The 18,296-nt window shown below is 41.9% G+C and carries 17 protein-coding genes and 1 riboswitch; of the genes, 14 read left to right on the top strand and 3 right to left on the bottom strand.

Going from position 1 to position 18,296, the window contains the following annotated elements:
• Positions 1-21: 21 nt before the first annotated feature.
• The gene (locus tag LJE09_RS00280) at positions 22-945 is read right to left on the bottom strand and encodes an ArsR/SmtB family transcription factor (protein WP_055060147.1); all 924 of its coding nucleotides are present in this window, start codon (positions 943-945) and stop codon (positions 22-24) included.
• Between the two features lie 186 nt (positions 946-1,131).
• Here LJE09_RS00280 and LJE09_RS00285 point away from each other — a divergent pair, with 186 nt between their 5' ends.
• Both LJE09_RS00285 and LJE09_RS00290 read left to right on the top strand, forming a co-directional pair.
• Complete coding sequence (locus LJE09_RS00285) at positions 1,132-2,088, top strand: glycoside hydrolase family 43 protein (RefSeq protein WP_025577880.1); 957 nt, start codon at positions 1,132-1,134, stop codon at positions 2,086-2,088.
• 44 nt (positions 2,089-2,132) lie between these two features.
• The gene (locus LJE09_RS00290; RefSeq protein WP_118409209.1) at positions 2,133-3,707 is read left to right on the top strand and encodes a glycoside hydrolase family 43 protein; all 1,575 of its coding nucleotides are present in this window, start codon (positions 2,133-2,135) and stop codon (positions 3,705-3,707) included.
• 53 nt (positions 3,708-3,760) lie between these two features.
• On the opposite strand, the gene LJE09_RS00295 is transcribed toward LJE09_RS00290, so the two are convergent.
• A complete protein-coding gene (locus tag LJE09_RS00295) occupies positions 3,761-4,684 on the bottom strand; it encodes an ArsR/SmtB family transcription factor (protein WP_118409208.1) in 924 nt (307 codons plus the stop codon).
• Between the two features lie 394 nt (positions 4,685-5,078).
• On the opposite strand from LJE09_RS00295, the gene LJE09_RS00300 reads away from it, so the two are divergent.
• The 4 genes from LJE09_RS00300 (at position 5,079) to arfA (ending at position 10,226) form a co-directional block, all read left to right on the top strand.
• Positions 5,079-6,473, top strand: coding sequence for an ABC transporter substrate-binding protein (locus LJE09_RS00300; RefSeq protein WP_025577875.1), 1,395 nt, complete (start codon positions 5,079-5,081; stop codon positions 6,471-6,473).
• 265 nt (positions 6,474-6,738) lie between these two features.
• Positions 6,739-7,638, top strand: coding sequence for a carbohydrate ABC transporter permease (locus tag LJE09_RS00305; protein ID WP_330610738.1), 900 nt, complete (start codon positions 6,739-6,741; stop codon positions 7,636-7,638).
• A 1-nt stretch (position 7,639) separates the two neighbouring features.
• Positions 7,640-8,515, top strand: a complete 876-nt coding sequence (locus LJE09_RS00310) for a carbohydrate ABC transporter permease (protein WP_172678313.1) — start codon at positions 7,640-7,642, stop codon at positions 8,513-8,515.
• 187 nt (positions 8,516-8,702) lie between these two features.
• Positions 8,703-10,226 (top strand): arabinosylfuranosidase ArfA, encoded by a 1,524-nt coding sequence (arfA, locus tag LJE09_RS00315; RefSeq protein ID WP_118338964.1) that lies wholly within the window; start codon positions 8,703-8,705, stop codon positions 10,224-10,226.
• A gap of 111 nt (positions 10,227-10,337) precedes the next feature.
• Here arfA and LJE09_RS00320 read toward each other — a convergent pair whose 3' ends face one another.
• Positions 10,338-11,165: a MurR/RpiR family transcriptional regulator gene (locus tag LJE09_RS00320; RefSeq protein WP_055060142.1), complete on the bottom strand. Its 828-nt coding sequence runs from the start codon at positions 11,163-11,165 to the stop codon at positions 10,338-10,340.
• 274 nt (positions 11,166-11,439) lie between these two features.
• Here LJE09_RS00320 and nagB point away from each other — a divergent pair, with 274 nt between their 5' ends.
• The 8 genes from nagB to LJE09_RS00360 all read left to right on the top strand — a co-directional run bounded on the left by nagB (position 11,440) and on the right by LJE09_RS00360 (position 18,095).
• On the top strand, positions 11,440-12,183 hold the full coding sequence (nagB, locus tag LJE09_RS00325) for a glucosamine-6-phosphate deaminase (RefSeq protein ID WP_055053331.1): 744 nt from the start codon (positions 11,440-11,442) through the stop codon (positions 12,181-12,183).
• A gap of 111 nt (positions 12,184-12,294) precedes the next feature.
• Positions 12,295-13,398, top strand: coding sequence for an N-acetylglucosamine-6-phosphate deacetylase (gene nagA, locus LJE09_RS00330; RefSeq protein ID WP_055053332.1), 1,104 nt, complete (start codon positions 12,295-12,297; stop codon positions 13,396-13,398).
• A gap of 85 nt (positions 13,399-13,483) precedes the next feature.
• Positions 13,484-14,188, top strand: coding sequence for an N-acetylmannosamine-6-phosphate 2-epimerase (locus LJE09_RS00335; protein WP_207736080.1), 705 nt, complete (start codon positions 13,484-13,486; stop codon positions 14,186-14,188).
• Positions 14,189-14,581: 393 nt separating this feature from the next.
• Positions 14,582-15,313: a histidine phosphatase family protein gene (locus tag LJE09_RS00340; protein WP_055057683.1), complete on the top strand. Its 732-nt coding sequence runs from the start codon at positions 14,582-14,584 to the stop codon at positions 15,311-15,313.
• 27 nt (positions 15,314-15,340) lie between these two features.
• On the top strand, positions 15,341-15,502 hold the full coding sequence (locus tag LJE09_RS00345; protein ID WP_226852835.1) for a hypothetical protein: 162 nt from the start codon (positions 15,341-15,343) through the stop codon (positions 15,500-15,502).
• 5 nt (positions 15,503-15,507) lie between these two features.
• A complete protein-coding gene (locus tag LJE09_RS00350; RefSeq protein ID WP_227310892.1) occupies positions 15,508-16,653 on the top strand; it encodes a DUF6320 domain-containing protein in 1,146 nt (381 codons plus the stop codon).
• Positions 16,654-16,698: 45 nt separating this feature from the next.
• Positions 16,699-16,807, top strand: a riboswitch (TPP riboswitch).
• 253 nt (positions 16,808-17,060) lie between these two features.
• Entirely contained in the window at positions 17,061-17,264 is a 204-nt protein-coding gene (gene thiS / locus LJE09_RS00355) for a sulfur carrier protein ThiS (protein ID WP_008707075.1), read from the top strand.
• A 51-nt stretch (positions 17,265-17,315) separates the two neighbouring features.
• Positions 17,316-18,095: a thiazole synthase gene (locus tag LJE09_RS00360; RefSeq protein WP_008707074.1), complete on the top strand. Its 780-nt coding sequence runs from the start codon at positions 17,316-17,318 to the stop codon at positions 18,093-18,095.
• Positions 18,096-18,296 lie beyond the last annotated feature (201 nt).

Genomic DNA, 18,296 nt, shown 5'->3' on the forward strand with positions numbered 1-18,296 from the left:
GTTTTCAGATATTCTGTAAAATTATACATTTGGAGTATAATGCACTTTCACATTAATATCCTGATTATAGTTTCCGAAATCTTTTCCGAAGAGTGTCAGACCGCCAATATTCTGAGATGGTTCATCCACCTGGAAACGGAATACCATATCATCCTGAGAGGTAAAAGTGAGCTGCTGTGTATTCACATCAGAGATCTTTAATCCATCGATAAAAGTACCGTGACGGTCAATGACAAGCATCTTCAGAAGACCATACTGATTCCAGTTCGGGAACCACCAGTCGGGAGTGAACATACCGTGGACATCACCGAAATCTCCGGGGCTTGTCCAGGTTCCGACCTTTGTATTATTCAGGAAAAAGGAAATATCAGAAGGCCAGTCACTGTTGACTCCGGGAGCTTCTGAACTGATTTCAAAGGAGAGTGTCAGCCGGTCAATCTTCTGTCCCGGAGGCAACATATTTGGAATGCGGTAATCAATAAATCCCCGTCCAAACCATAAAATCTTTGCATCTACATGGCTCGGATGAGCAAAATAACGAGGATCATCTACCTCACCGATGAGATTATCGGTAGTAGACAGCCCACAGGTTGGATAGACAGAATAATTAAAGTAGTTGCCGATCGGAATGTCAATAGAGTAACTATCCTCAGCCGGGCTGTCATTGTTAGAGGCAATATCAACCAGGATCTTGTCAACATTAATGCGGCAGACCTTCTGGTTTCCGTGGCCGGAATGCTCCGGAAGAATTGCGAGAATTCCGGCTTCTTCGAGTTTCTTTACATGGCTGGTCAGGGCACCGTTGGTAATCCCCAGACTGGAAGCCAGTTCATTCATATTCATTTCCTGATGCTCAAGGAGAGTCTGGATCAGCCGTATGCGAATGTCAGAACCAAGAGCTTTGAAGACAGGGACCGCCTGCTCCAGACTTTTAATATATAACATAACGGATTTCCCTTTCTGTTAAAAATGATTTTACAGCGTTTACGGTAGATTATAACGAATCTGCAAAAAATGTGCAACGAAAAGAAAAAAATATAGTTGATATTTTCTGAAAAATGCAGTACAATTTTAAATACATAAAAAATAATTTATATAAATCTAAAATAAAAACAGACAGGGGGACACACAATGAGTGAAGAACTTAAGTATAATGAGCCATGGATTCTGCAGAGAGCAGATCCATATGTTTATCGCCACACAGACGGAAACTATTATTTTACAGCATCCATACCGGCCTATGACCGGATTGTACTGAGAAGAAGCGAAACTCTGGCAGGACTGAAAGATGCGGAAGAAGTGACAGTCTGGGAGAAACACAAAGAAGGAATCATGAGCGAACATATCTGGGCGCCGGAGCTTCATTATCTGGACGGAAAATGGTACATCTATTTTGCGGGCGGAGATAAAGATGATATCTGGGCAATCCGCCCTTATGTGCTGGAATGTGCAGATACAGATCCGCTTACAGGAGCCTGGACAGAGAAAGGCAAAATGGGACGTGCGGATGCAGATGAATTTTCTTTTGAAGCTTTCTCTCTGGATGCAACAGTATTTGAAAACAAAGGAAAACATTACTATGTATGGGCTGAGAAGGTAGGGGTCGGCAAGCAGATTTCCAACCTTTATATTGGCGAAATGGAAACTCCGTATAAACTGAAAACCGTTCAGGTACTTCTCACTTCACCGGATTATGACTGGGAAAGAGTTGGTTTCTGGGTGAATGAAGGACCGGCAGTTATTCATCATGACGGCAGGATTTATCTTACCTATTCTGCATCTGAGACAGGTGCTGCATACTGCATGGGAATGCTTACAGCAGATGAAGATTCTGATCTTCTTGACCCGAAATCCTGGACAAAAGAACGTTATCCGGTTCTTCGTACAGATGAGTCCAGAGGAATCTATGGACCGGGGCATAATTCCTTCACTGAAGACGAAGAAGGAAATCCGGTCATGGTTTATCATGCGAGAACAGAAGCAGAGATTGAAGGGAATCCGCTGTACAATCCAAACCGTCATGCCATGCTGATGAAAATCCGCTGGGATGAAAAAACAGGCGCACCGATATTTTCTTACGAAGATTAACGTAATCTGAGAGAGAATAATATTTGGAGAACAGGAGAGCTGGTATGAGAAAAAAATGGGGAATGATCCTGGGGCTGACAGGAATGATGCTTCTCGGAGCACAGAGTATATATGCTGCGGAAGCTGCTGATGGCACAGCAGAGACAACAGATGCGGCAAACGAAAAAGAAACAGCAGGCGCAGATGATATTGAGAGCAAGATTAAGAAAGGTGGCTTTACTGCCGGAGCTTCCGTGCATGATCCATCTGTCATCAAAGACAATGACACTTACTATATCTTTGGCTCCCATATGGAATCTGCGAAGTCTGCAGATCTGAGAAACTGGACCGGTTTTTCCTCCGGGGTCAATGCAGAGAATAAGCTGTTTGACAATCTTTTTGACGGAGAAGAAGACGGCGATCCGGCAGCGTTTACTTATGTAGGAAAGAACGAGGAAGGTGGTTATTCCGTGTGGGCACCGGATGTCATCTATAACAAAAAAATGGGAAAATATGTGATGTATTTCTGCACCACATCTTCTTATGTGAAATCCAATATCTGCTTTGCAACAGCAGATGATATTGAAGGTCCGTATCACTATGAGGACACATTCCTGTACTCTGGTTATAGCTATCATGATGTTAAGGAAAGTAATATCGAAGAACTGATGGGAACAGACCCAAGGCCATATACAGCAGCGTCTTATGACAATAATAACTGGCCAAACTGTATTGACCCGGATGTTTTTTATGATAAAGACGGGCGTATGTGGATGGTTTATGGCTCCTGGTCCGGCGGTATTTTTCTGATTGAGATTGATGAAGAGACCGGCTATCCGATTTATCCGGAAGCAGACGAGGAAAATCATGTGGACAGCTATTATGGCAAGAAACTTCTCGGTGGTTATCACAACTCCATCGAAGGTCCGCATATTATGTATGATGAGACCAGTGGATATTATTATCTGTTTTTGTCCTATGGAAATCTGCAGGCAAAAGGAGGTTATCAGATGCGTCTCTTCCGCTGTGACACTGTGGACGGAACTTATACAGATGCAGCAGGGAAGGATATGTATTTATTTGTGGAGCATAAAGATCATGGACTGAAAATGATGGGAAATTATACATTTCCAAGTCTTACCCAGACCTATATGGCACCAGGCGGACAGACTGCATTTGAAGATGAAGATGGTAAATTATACCTGGTTTATCATCAGCGTTTTGCTAAAACCGGAGAACTTCATGAGCCTCGTGTACATCAGTTGTTCCGCACAAAAGACGGATGGCTGGTTGCTGCGCCATTTGCCACAGACGGCGAGACGTTGAAAGAGGATGGATATTCCGGAGATGAAATCCAGGGTACTTTTTATCTGGTAAATCATGGTACGGATATTTCGGACAGGGTACATAAACCGCAGAGGATTCAACTTAATGCAGACGGAACAGTTACCGGAGAAGAACTGGAAGGCAAATGGGAAGCAGAAGAAGGCACACCATATATTGATGTGACTCTCGGTGAAAATACTTATACAGGAGTTGTCCTGGAAATGACCGATGAGGCAGGCAATGATACGATGTGCTTCAGCGCTAAGGGTGACAATAATGAAACTATATGGGGTGTGAAATATCTGTTGCCATAAATGGCTGTGGGAGTATTCGGGGCAGTATATAAATCTGAAGTCAGGCGGAGAAATCAGATGTTTTCGGGATGATAACCGATGGTAATCCGTATATGCTGGTTATAATCTCCGAAACCTGCACCAAAAAGAGTACACCCGCCGGGATGTTCGGCGCCCGGAAGAACAGAAAAGCGCAATTTCATAACGGACTGATCAGTGAGTGCAAGCTGTCTGGTGGAAACATCGGACAGCTTTTCTGTGTCCAGAAAAGTGCCTTCAGGGGTGATCGTCAGTTTTTTCAGCAAACCATACTGATTCAGAAAAGAAAACCACCAGGAAGGATTGTATTTCCCTCTGCGGTCCCCATAATCACCAGGGCTGGTCCAGGTGCCAAGGATTACACCGTTCAGGGAAAAGGTAATATCAGAAGGCCACACATTACAGAATCGGGGGGCTTCGGAACTGATCTCAAAGGAAACTGTCAGTTCTTCAATCACGCTGTGATCAGGGATGAAATTGGGCAGTATATACTCCAGATATCCGGTGGTGAACCAGACGATCCTTGCCTGGCGGCTGCCTGGGTGTATGAAATACCGTGGCTGATCCAACTGTCCCACAAAAGAAGTAGAAGTTGCCATACCACAGGTGGGAGTTACCGAGAAATCAGAAAAATGTCCCACGCCGATTTCTGCACTGTAAGTCTGCAGATCAGGACCGTAAAGCGCCATATTTACCAGAAGCTGATCCCAGTCTTTTATAAAATAGCAGCGTTTCTGTGTTCCGTGTGAGAGAGATTCATCCCTGAATTCTATCAGCCCGGCTTCGGCCAGAAGATTAAGGTGAGGGGACAGGGTTGTAACGGGAATTTTCAGGTTTTGTGCAATTTGTTTAATATTCAGACCTTCTCTTTCTTGGATCAGACGCAAAATTTGTACACGGACAGGGGAACCGAGAGCTTTGAAGATGGCAAGACCATCGGAAACAGAACAGGATTTCATGTAAAAACCTCCTTTTGACTGTATTTACAGGTATATAACACTAAATAAGAATTTTTAGAAAAATACGTTTTGATTAGTTATTTTACCATAAAATTGGTTAAAAAAATATAGGGAAATAGCAAAAAAATAGATAGATTGATGAATAAATAACGGGCATTTATTTTAGATAAAACTAAAATAATAAAAATAAATCAAAAATATATTGACATTTACAGGAAAGAATTATATAATATCAACATAAACCGGAGCTGAAAATAAAAAAGTTGTGCAAAATGACCATAACAAAAAGATGGACTATATATTTTAAAAAAATACGAAATGATTATGGGGTTTGTACAATGGCATCATTGAAACCGGAAGAGCGCAAAGAAATGCAAAAAAGGAGGATCTTTTTATGAAGAGAAGAAAATTGTTCGCGTTACTTATGACTGCGGCTATGGCAGTGTCCAGTATGAGCATGGCAGTGAATGTCTTTGCAGAAGAAGACACAACAGAGGAAGCTGCTGAGAGCGAAGAACCGGCTGAAGGAGAGCCTACAGCAGTAACAACCGTAGGTCCTGATGATGGAACAAAATTCGAGATGTGGTCATTCGTAGACCTGCATAATGAGTTTTATGGTCAGATGGTAGATAAGTGGAATGAAGAGAATCCGGACAAACAGATCCAGATTACATTCAGTACATATCCATACTCTGATATGCATAACAAATTAATGATGTCCTTACAGGCAGGATCCGGTGCTCCTGACCTCTGCGATATCGAGATCGGACAGTTCCCGAACTATTCCGGTGATGACAGCCCTCTGTATTCCATGAATGATGCACTTGCTCCTTATGAAGATACAATGGTGCAGTCAAGACTTGATGTTTATTCCAAAGCTGACGGAACAAGACTTGGTGTTCCTTTCCATGTAGGTGCAACTGTTATGTACTGGAACGCAGATCTTCTTGAATCTTATGGATTAGATTACAAATCTGTAAAGACATGGGATGATTATACAAAACTTGGTGAAGAATTAAAAGAAGCTTCCAACGGTGAAGTGTACTTAACTTCTGTTGATACAGGCGGTGTTGACTGGATGTGGCTTGCAATGGCTGAGAATGGTGAAGACTGGACAGGCGGTCCGGACGGAACTGTAAACGTACAGCTTGATTCTGTAAAAGAAATGCTCACAATGCAGCAGAACTGGTTAAACGATGGAATCGCAATGGTATCCACAGACGGACATGTTGACCTTGAAGCTGGTTTCTCCAACATCATGGAAGGTAAAATTGCTTCCTTCCCGAAAGCTATGTGGTACATGAGCCGTTTCAAAGATTACATGCCGGAGATGGAAGGCAAATATGACATCACAACATGCCCTGTATTTGAAGAAGGACAGAAATGCTCCGTTGGTATCGGTGGTACAGGTACTGTTGTAACAAATCAGTGTGAGAATCCTGAACTTGCAGCTGAATGGCTTGCATGGGCTAAATGCTCTGAAGAAGGTGAAAACCTGATCTGGAACGAACTTGGATTTGACGTCTGCAACACAGCATTATGGTCTGACGAAGATTTCGCATATGATGAATCCAATACTTATAACACATTCTTCCGTGTAAAACCATACGAAGTTCTGAATGAACTTGCTGAAAACGATGCAATCGGAACTATTTACACAACAAAGAACTCTCCGACACTGAACGATTACATGTGTACAACAACTCTGAACAATGTATTAGAGGATGGCATGGATGTAGATGAAGCGCTTCAGGATGCACAGGATTATCTTGATTTCGAGTGTGAATAATAAAATGATAATGGTTCACTGATCAAGTGAATAAAGAACGGTTACTGCAGTGACCGAAATGATATGGGAGGCCAGGGAACCGCATTCCCTGACCTCCTCTACTGTTATCCTGGTGAGAAATGAGATTTTCACAGGATGTGGAGTCTGATTTCTTTTCAGGATAATGGTAATAAGAAAAAAGAAATTATCTGTGACTGTTCAGTAAATCATGATTCTGTGAGATACTGAAAAGTTACCGCTATTTTTAGAAGAGGAGGAATTCATTGTGAATAAAGTGAAAAAGATGCTCTATTCTCAGAAGGTGGCACCCTACGTATTCGTACTTCCGTTTGTTATCAGCCTTCTGGTATTCTGGTTATATCCGCTCATCAGTGGTATTGTAATGAGTTTTCAGGATATTTCATTTGGCGGTTCTCAGTGGGTTGGTCTGAAGCATTATCAGAAACTGGCTTCCGATAAGTTCTTCAAGACGGCTGTATTTAACAGTGTGGAATACATGCTTTTGACACTGCTCCTGCTGATTCCAATCCCAATGATGCTTGCAGTACTGATGGAAAGCCGTCTTACCAAAGCCAAAGGCGTATGGAAAGTGATCATGTACATTCCGGCACTTACATCTGTAGTTATTTCCGGTATGTTATTCCGACTGATGTTCTCAGAAGGTGATAACGGACAGATGAACCAGTTAATGCATTTGCTTGGAAATGCAAGTATTCCATGGCTGAAAGAAAAGACTACCGGATGGATAGCTTTGTTATTACTCTGTATGTGGAGATGGACAGGTGTTAACATGCTGTATTTTATTTCCGGTTTAAAGAGTATTGATACATCTCTTTATGAATCAGCAGATATCGACGGTGCCAATGCAAAACAGAAATTCTGGTATTTGACACTGCCGCTTCTGAAACCGACAACCATCTATGTTATTACAATTTCCGTATATGCCGGTCTGTCCATGTTCCTTGAGAGTTTCATGTTGTGGAATGGTAACTCCTCACCGAAGAACATTGGTCTTACTATCGTAGGATATCTGTATAAACGTGGTATTGAGAAAAATGATATGGGTTATGCGTGTGCTGTAGGTATGGTGCTTCTGGTCATTGCCCTGGCTATCAATGTTGTCCAGCTTGTGGCAACAGGAACATTCAAGAAGGAGGAAAAGTGATATGGCAAAAACAGCAGCTCAGCCAAAGACAATGGAATCAAATCATAAAGTTGCGTCTGTATTATCCACAGGGCTTTTCGCTATCCTCTGTGTGCTGATCGCATTCCCGCTTCTTGCAGGTTTCTTCGCTTCCTTCCAGGAAGGCCGTGAAGTGGTTATGAAAGGTATGTCCCTGAATCTTGATTTTTCCAAGATGCATCTGGATAACTACAAATACCTGTTTTCCGGAAATGAGGATTCCCGAAAATATTTCATGTGGTATAAAAACAGTCTGATCCTGACACTGATCACAGTAGTTCTGACACTGCTGGTATGCTACTTCATCGCATACGGTCTGACCATGTACAAATTTAAACTTCAGGGATTTTTATTCTTCCTGGTAATCGCAACTATGTGTGTTCCTTTTGAAATCCTGATGCTTCCTCTGTATAACGAAGTTACATCTCTTGGAATCATCAATACAAGAGCCGGTGTTATTCTCCCCGGACTATGTGGTGCGTCGACGATTTTCTTCTTTAAACAGTACATGCAGAGTCTTCCGAAAGAGCTTCTGGATGCAGGAAGAATCGACGGATGCACAGAGTATGGTATCAGTGTTAAGATTATGATGCCGATCACCAAACCGGCATTTGCATCCATGGCAATCCTCTGTGCAATGGGTTCCTGGAACAACATGTTATGGCCGATGCTGGTATTCCGTGATACAAGTAAATTTACACTGCAGATCGGTCTGAATACACTGCTGACACCTTATGGAAATAACTACAACCTTCTGATCGCAGGTTCCATGTTCGGTATTCTTCCAATCCTGATCATCTACCTGATCTTCCAGAGATACCTGATCGATGGTATGACATCCGGTGCTGTTAAGGGTTGATCAAAAGTTGTAAGTATTTGAATCATAATTTACTGATATGATAAAAAATGAGCTGTCCCATTGAGTTTTGAAATTAATGTTACTGTAACTGGTGATCATTTAACATTACTTATGAGGCAGCTCAAATAATATAATGATAAACTAATTTTTCAAACCAATTACTAAGAACGGAGGTTCAAAAAACATTATGGCGAAACAGGCAAAAATGGTAGTGGACAAAGCATTTTCCATTTCCAAGATCGACAAAAGAATTTATGGTTCCTTTATTGAACATCTGGGAAGAGCTGTATACGATGGAATTTATCAGCCAGGACATCCACTTTCCAATGCTGACGGATTCCGTAAGGATGTCATTGATCTGGTAAAAGAGCTGGACGTGCCGATCGTACGTTATCCGGGCGGAAACTTTGTATCTAACTTTTACTGGGAAGACAGTGTAGGACCGGTTGAGGAAAGACCTCACAGACTGGAGCTTGCATGGAGAAGCCTGGAAAAGAACGAGGTAGGACTCCATGAATTTAAGAAATGGGCAGATGCAGCCAACTCAGAGGTTATGATGGCGGTCAATCTGGGAACAAGAGGAATCACAGATGCCTGCAACCTTCTGGAATACTGCAATCATCCAGGTGGAACCAAATACAGTGATCTCCGTATCAAACACGGACAGAAGGATCCATACGGATTCAAAACCTGGTGCCTTGGGAATGAAATGGACGGTCCATGGCAGATCGGTCACAAGACTATGGATGAGTATGGAAGACTGGCAGAAGAGACAGCCAAAGCAATGAAGCTTATTGACCCGTCTATTGAGTTTGTTGTATGCGGAAGCTCCAATCAGGAGATGCCGACCTTTGCACTCTGGGAAGACCATGTACTGAGCCACACATATGATTATGTAGATTATTTATCTCTTCATACATATTATGGAAACCGTTCTGATGACAGCAATGACTTCCTCGCAAAGTCCGATGATATGGACGAATTTATCCGCACCATTATCGCAACCTGCGATTATGTAAAAGCAAAAAAACGCAGCAAAAAGAATATGTACCTCAGCTTTGATGAGTGGAATGTATGGTATCATTCCAACGCTGTTGATAATGATATCACAGAAAACCATCCATGGCAGGTGGCACCGCCGCTTCTTGAGGATATCTACAACTTCGAAGATGCCCTGTTGGTAGGTCTGATGCTGATCGTTCTGATCCGTCATTCTGACAGAGTAAAAGTAGCATGCCTTGCACAGCTCATCAACGTTATCGCTCCGATTATGACAGACCCGAACGGTGGCGGTTCCTGGAAACAGACAATTTTCTATCCGTTTATGCATGCCTCCAAATATGGCCGCGGTGTTGCACTCCAGCCGGTGATCTCTTCCACAGAGCATGAGACAAGCGGACACGGAAGCATCACAGATATTGAAGCAGTTGCTGTTTACAATGAAGAGAAAGAAGAAGTTACTGTCTTTGCAGTAAACAGAAATCTGAAAGAGGATGTTGTTCTTAATACAGATGTAAGAAGCTTCGAAGGCTACAGAGTTGCTGAGCATATCGTACTTGAAAGCGATGACCTGAAGGTAGTCAATGCTTTCGGACAGGAAAATGTAAAACCAAAGACAACACAGCAGACAACAATGGACAATGGGGAATTGACAAGTATGCTGCATAAAGCATCATGGAATGTGATCCGTCTTGTAAAAGACAGTAAATAAAAATAATCCCTCTTAAGTAGACAAGGTAAATAACCAAAATCTTCTTAAGAGGGATTTTCTATGGCTATTTTGGCAGTGGATAGTGTCGGGAATGTTTCCTGCATATCAGAATTATTTAATCAGAAATGGCTGAAGTGTCTGTATCGTATATTCATGCAGAGCTTCTTTTTTGCTCCTGTCAATCTGCAGATAGTGAGCATAAAGTACATCCAGAACCAGCAGAATAGGAAACTGTGGGGAAATGATATTTCCATATTCCAGATGTTCCATGCTTGCGAAGATGAGCGTCTCATCGCAGAAGTCCTGATAGGATTTGTCCTGTCTTGCGGTCATAAGAAGTGTATAAGCTCCGTGCTGATGTGCAGCCTTCAGAGAAGAGATAATATCATCCGTCTGTCCGCTGACACTGATACCGATGACCAGACAGTTCTCATCCAGAATAACAGAATTCACCTTCATAATATGACTGTCTGTAACTGCTTCGATATTCAGTCCGATACGCATGAAACGAAGCTTCATCTCCTGAGCTACGAGACCGGAACTGCCTCTTCCGTAAACATAAACACGAGGTTTGGAAACCAGCAGATTTGTGATCCGTGTGATCTGCGCTTTGTCCAGCAGAGCGTTAGATTTATTCAGAAGTTCCTGATAAGTATTAAATTCCGATACTTCAAAATTCGGAATATTTTCTTCGGGACCTGGTGCCAGTCTCTGCTTATACTCATAAATAAATTCTCTGTATCCGTGAAAACCACATTTCTGGGCGAAACGTGAAAGTGAAGCTTCAGATACATAAAGAAGCCCGGAAATATTTCTGGAAGAAAAATCCTGCTCTTCAGTATTATGAATAAAGAAATCGGCGATTGTTCTTTCCAGCGGAGTGAATGTATGGTAATAAGATTCAATTAAAGGAATAATTTTATGTTTGTTTAATGACATATGGAATCCTTTCTGTATGGTGGAATTGCTATAGATTACTATAACATTGTACAATTTGTTTCACAAGGAGAATGTAAATATTTTCATGAAAAATATAAACAAGGAAAGTAATTTCGGCAAGCTTTAAAAACCGAACTGCAAAATGGCTCAAAATAATAAAAAATGAAAGAAGATTCTAAAAACAATACATTCATTGAAAATAGAACCAACGGGAATTATAATGAGCTTATAACAAATCGGCAGTGTCAGATGACACGCAAAAAAGGAGAAAACTATGATTATTTATGTAGGTAAAGATTATCAGGACGTAAGCAGAAAAGCAGCTAATATCATGTCTGCCCAGATTATTATGAAACCAAACGCAGTTCTTGGACTGGCAACAGGCTCTACACCGGTCGGATTATATAAACAGCTTATCGAGTGGTACAACAAAGGTGACCTTGATTTCTCACAGATCACATCTGTAAACTTGGATGAGTATAAAGGACTTTCCGGTGACAACGACCAGAGCTACCGTTATTTCATGAACACAAACTTGTTCGATCATGTAAACATTGACAAAAACAAAACCTATGTACCAAATGGACTGGAAGAAGACAGCGACAAAGCATGTGCAGATTATAATGAGATCATCCGCAGTGTAGGTGGAATTGATATCCAGCTTCTGGGAATCGGCGGAAACGGACATATTGGTTTCAATGAACCCGGAGAAGCTTTTGAGAAGGAAACTCATTGTGTAGACCTTACAGAAAGCACTATCAAGGCAAATGCAAGATTTTTTGAAAGTATGGATGAAGTTCCGAAACAGGCATACACCATGGGAATCAAGAACATTATGGCAGCAAAGAAAATTCTTCTTGTAGCAACAGGAAGTGCCAAGGCAGATGCTTTGTACAAATCTCTGTACGGACCGATCACACCGAATGTACCTGCATCTATCCTTCAGCTTCATCAGGATGTAACTGTAGTGGCAGATGAAGATGCTTTAAGTCTTATTAAAGAAAAAGGACTTTTATAATATCGGCTCTTGTGTGATAATAACAGTATCAGTGGAAAGAATTGCCTGACAGAGATAAGGTCAGGGAAATACTTAATAATTCACTTCAGCGAGAAAAGAGGCAAAAATCAGATGATTATAAAGAATGGAAAAGTTTTTCAGAAAGATGGCAGTTATAAAGTCACAGATCTGTATGTAGAGAACGGCAGAATTGTGGCTTCAGCAGATGAAGTAACCGACAAAACGCAACTGGATGCATCGGGACTGAAGGTTCTGCCCGGACTGGTAGATATCCACAGCCATGGTGCAGTCAGACATGATTTCTCAGATGCAGATGTTGATGGGTTAAGAACAATCCTTCAGTATGAAAAATCTCATGGAATCACATCCTATTGCCCGACATCCATGACACTTCCGAAAGAAGAATTACTTAAGATTTTCCAGACTGCAAAAGATGTAGAACAGGATGAAACCTGTACACGTATTGTGGGTATCAATATGGAAGGGCCTTTCCTTGATCCTGTGAAAAAGGGAGCACATGTAGAAGGCTATATCCGTAAACCGGATATTGAATTTTTCAGAGCATGTAACGAAGCTGCGGGCGGAATGATCAAACTGGTAACTCTTGCACCGAATATGGAAGGCTCTGAGGAATTTATCAGAGAATTACATAATGAAGTGGTTATTTCCATCGGACATACAGCAGCAGATTATGGCTGCGCAGCAGAAGCGATGAAAGAGGGAGCACTTCATGTGACTCATCTTTATAATGCCATGAATCCTATGGGACACAGAGAACCCGGTGTGATTGGCGCAGCAGCAGACAATCAGGACTGTATGGTAGAACTGATCGGTGATGGGATTCATATCCATCCTGTAACTGTACGCAATACCTTCCGTTTATTTGGAGACAGCAGAGTCGTCCTTATCAGTGACTCCATGATGGCAACAGGTATGGAGAATGGATTGTATGAACTGGGCGGACAGGAAGTGACCATGAAAGACAGAAAGGCAACTCTGGCAGACGGAACGATCGCCGGTTCTGCAACCTGCCTTTTTGATTGTATGAAGTGTGTTATTTCCATGGGTGTACCGGAAAGAGAAGCGATTCTGGCAGCAACAGCAAATCCGGCGAGAAGTATTGGGATTTATAATGAAGTGGGTTCCCTTACTCCCGGAAAACGGGCAGATATTGTGTTGACAGACGAAGAGTTGAATATTGTTAAGGTACTGTAGTGTAAAAGAAAAGCTTTCCGACAGAATGTGCACAGATAAGAGTATGGACATTTTGCCGGAATGCAGTTCTGTATCAAGGAGAAAAATGATAACTAAAAAAGAAATTTTAGATGCGATTCATGGAAAAATGATCATTTCCTGTCAGGCGGTAGAAGATGAACCATTATATGTAGAAGAGAAATCCATTATGTACCTGATGGCACGCGCTGCAAAACAGGCAGGTACACCTGCAATCCGTACAAGCAGTATCCGCGATGTCATAGCGATCAAAGAAGAAACAGGTCTTCCGGTAATCGGTCTGGTGAAAATCCAGTATCCCGGATATGAAGGATATATCACACCTACCATGAAAGAAGTAGACGATCTGGTAGCAGCAGGATCTGATGTTGTAGCTCTTGACTGTACACTTCGCAAGCGTGGTGATGGCATAACTGTCAATGAGTTTATCGCACAGATCAAAGAGAAATACCCGGATATTATCCTGATGGCAGATATTTCTAATTATGAAGAAGGTATCAATGCATGGAAGTGTGGTGTGGATATTGTTGGAACAACCATGAGCGGTTACACTGATTACACTTCAAAAAAGGATGAACCAGATTATGAACTGATGGAGAGGCTTGCAAAAGATACAGATATTCCGGTTATCGGAGAAGGCAAGATCCATTATCCGGATCAGGCTGTAAAAGCACTACAGACAGGTGTATGGGCGATCGTGGTAGGCGGAGCGATCACACGTCCGCTGGAAATCGCACAGAGATTTCAGAAGGCAATTGAAGCAGGTAAATAAAATGCGAACAAAAAAGGATGTGTCAGAGTTGCACATCCTTTTTTTGTTATAGCAAGTGCAGTATTTTATGGAATGGCTATAAATAAACAGCCGGCCGACTTTTGCAGTAACTGAACCGGACTGCAGAGAATTTTTGGTGCAGAAACCGGAACTTGGTGTTAGAATAGAAGCGTCATATGATAAGCAGAACTTATCCACATCAGAAGATATTTAGTTACTGTGAACGGAGTGAACAGTAACAATATTTATGAGGAAACAATCCCTCCGGTTACAGAAGAATGTGGAAATTAAAAAAACTCAGATAAGATCTATGAATGGAAGATGCCAGACTATTTGGATACGATCTGATCTGAGATAATAGAAGAACTGAGACAAAAGAAAGGAACAATACGAATGAGATTATTGATCGTGCGACATGGAGATCCGGATTATTCCATTGATTCTCTTACAGAAAAAGGCTGGAAAGAAGCAGAATATCTATCAGAAAGACTGTCAAAACTTGATGTAAAGGATTTCTATGTATCACCTCTTGGAAGGGCAAAGGATACAGCCTCTTTTACATTGAAGAAAATGAACCGTACAGCAGTTGAGTGTGACTGGCTGAGGGAATTTGATGTTCTGATCGATCGCCCGGATGTTACTGACAGGCAGAAGAGATTATGGGACTGGCTTCCGCAGGACTGGACACAGGACGAGAGATTTTACCAGTATGATCACTGGTATGAAAACGAGAGACTTCAGCAGTCTGATGCCAAAGGATACTATGACTATGTAACAGGAAAGTTTGATAAGCTTCTTGCCGAACATGGTTATGTACGTGAAGGACATTATTACAGAGTGGAGAAACCAAATGAAGATACGCTGGTATTCTTCTGCCATTTTGGTCTGGAATGTGTGCTTCTTGCGCATCTGATCGGTGCTTCTCCAATGGTACTGTGGCATGGATTCTGCGCAGCACCAAGTTCAGTGACAACTGTCAATACAGAAGAACGAAGAGAAGGAATCGCAAGTTTTCGTATCAGCGCATTTGGTGATATTTCCCATTTATATGTGCATGATGAACCACCGGCATTTGCTGCAAGATTCTGTGAAATGTACAGTAATACGGATGAGCGCCACGATTAATTAACCAGGTAATTCACCTGCGGAGCCATGCATTTCCTGCAGGAACTGGTTCAGGATTATCTGATCCTGGCACATCCACAGGCAGATCTTCCGCAGATTAAGCATGCAGAGGAAATTACACATGGAGATAAAGAAGAGATATCCACCGGAAAGTCCGCTCCTGTGGAGTTTCCATCACTGTTTTACTGACAGCAATGATGCTGTGTTCTATTCGGGAAGAGATTCCAAAGAATCAGCAGAAACGACCGGTAGCATTGATGATTCCGGTGAATCTGAGAAATTATTTTCCGTCTCAGTCTATGACAAATTTCTTTGGATGGATTGAGGTGGGATATATATTTTCTGATGAAACAACCTTTGAAGATGTACTTTTATCTGTGAAGAAACAGTTCGAAGAAGAACTGGTAAAAGAAAAGATTGCCATGCATATGAGCGGATATGTGCGCATTGAGAAGAATCCTTTTGTACGTGCTGTTCCGTTGGAGATCAAGAAATATTTTCTGATGATCGGAGCCAATCTGGGAAGCAGGAGCATTACGGCAGTTTATTCTAATATCGGCATTATTCGTTTGCCGGAGGAGTACAAAGAATATATTCAGCATTTTGGGATTTTTGCAAGTACCAATTCTCTGCAGATGTGTTCCTGTTCTTATGGGGATGAGATGGTACTGGGATTTACTTCCAAGATACCGGATGACAGTATCCAGAGGAATTTCCAGCGGATGCTCGGCGAGGAGAATGTTTCCCACAGAGAATTAAAGAATGAATTTCCGGGATATGGGGAAAAGCACAGGCTTGAGAAAAAAGAAAATCAGAAGGTTATCCAGACTTTCAGCTTCCTGTGTCTGGCAATTGCGGTAATCTGCGGAATGATTAATTTTATGATGGCAGGTGTACTGAACTGGTTCTGGTTTGCAGGAGCAGGATGTGCCTGTGCATGGCTGGTTGTTATGGTAGCATATTATAAACGCAGGAATATTCTGAAGAATGAAATGTGGCAGCTTTTGCTCATATCAGCAATCGCAATCCTATGGGACCGGTTTACCGGATGGAAGGGCTGGTCTGTGGATTTTGTGATTCCTTTCGGGATATTGGCAGTGCAGTTTTCTGTTCCTGTGATCGCAAAAATAAACCGTCTGGAAAGGGAAGAATATCTGTTTTATCTTGTACAGGCCGGAATTGCAGGACTGATTCCGATGATATTGGTTTGGACTGGAATCGTGCAGTTTGCCGTACCTTCAGTAATCTGTGCCGGAATCAGTTTTCTGACATTGGCTGCACTGTTTATCTTCTGCAAGAAGGATACGATGCGGGAGTTTCATAAGAAACTGAGGATGTAGAAATATGGTCTTGACACACATGGGATAAAAGATTATACTTTATCCATGTAAAGAAAGGGGAGCTTGTGAGTGCAGGCTGAGAGGAAGTCATCAACTTCGACCCATATACCTGATTTGGATAATGCCAACGTAGGAACCTATAAGATATGATTTTAAAGGGAGATGACTGGCATCTCCTTTTTATTTATCTCATGCATTTGAAGAAATTCAGCTGTCCGGTAATCAATCTGTAATAAGTGAGAGAAAACCGGGGGCTTACAGGGAAATTTACATTATAACAGATGAATATTGGGAAAGATGAGAGTGAACAGAGTTCATGAAGGGGTGCACCACCGCGGGTGTATTCTTTTGTGGACTCTTTTTTATGTTGTAGAGGCCGGACCTTCTTTTCCCGGAAAGGAGAAAGTATGCTTATTACTGTTAATGGAAAAACAAAAGAATTGCAGAATACTCTTACAATAGGGCAATATTTGGAGGAAAACAGCTATGTGCCCAGCCAGATCGCAGTAGAATTAAATGAAAGAATTCTGTCAAAAGCCGAGTACAGCACTACTGTTTTACATGAAAATGACATACTGGAAATAGTCAGCTTCATGGGAGGTGGAAGATAAACAGGAATATCCTGATATCACATTATAATATACGAAAGAAGGACTTAAATTATGAGTACAAATAATGAAGACAAACTGATTCTGGGAGGTCATGAATTTACTTCCCGTTTTATTCTGGGATCCGGAAAATTTTCTCTGGATCTGGTGAAAGCATGTATTGAAAAGGCAGATGCGCAGATCATCACTCTGGCTCTGCGTCGTGCCAATGAAGGTGGACTGGCAAATATTCTGGACTATATTCCGAAAAATGTTACTCTTCTTCCCAATACTTCAGGTGCCAGAAATGCAGAAGAAGCAGTTCGTATTGCCAGACTTTCCAGAGAAATCGGATGCGGTGATTTCGTAAAGATCGAAGTGATCCATGATTCAAAATATCTGCTTCCGGATAACTATGAAACTGTCAAAGCTACAGAAATTCTTGCAAAAGAAGGATTTGTAGTAATGCCTTATATGTACCCGGATCTGAATGCTGCCAGAGATCTGGTAAATGCCGGAGCTGCCTGCATCATGCCGCTGGGTTCTCCGATCGGCTCTAATAAAGGTCTGTGCACTAAGGAATTTATCCAGATTTTGATTGACGAAATTGAGCTCCCAATCATTGTAGATGCAGGAATCGGACGTCCTTCTCAGGCGTGTGAAGCCATGGAGATGGGGGCATCTGCAGTTATGGCAAATACTGCGATTGCCACAGCAGGTGATGTGCAGATAATGGCTGAAGCATTTAAAAAAGCTATTGAAGCAGGACGAAGTGCATACCTTGCCGGACTGGGAAGAACCCTGGAAAAAGGTGCAAGCGCATCCTCTCCACTGACTGGTTTTCTTCATGAGTAATAAATAAAAAATCATTCTAAAATGAGATTTTTGATTATAGCAATCCTCGTAAATAATGCATTTAAGACAGTTCAGCAGCGTGCGAAAGACAAGGAAGATATCTGCAGGCGTGCTGACGCACGGCAAAGATATCTGACGCAGGATTTCACACTCTGATGGGCTGGATTAAGATGCATTATTTTAGAGGATTGCTATAACTGC

Origin of the sequence: Blautia sp. DFI.3.45 (assembly GCF_020593505.1) — a bacterium.
In the GTDB taxonomy this organism is placed as follows: Bacteria; Bacillota; Clostridia; order Lachnospirales; family Lachnospiraceae; genus Blautia_A; species Blautia_A wexlerae.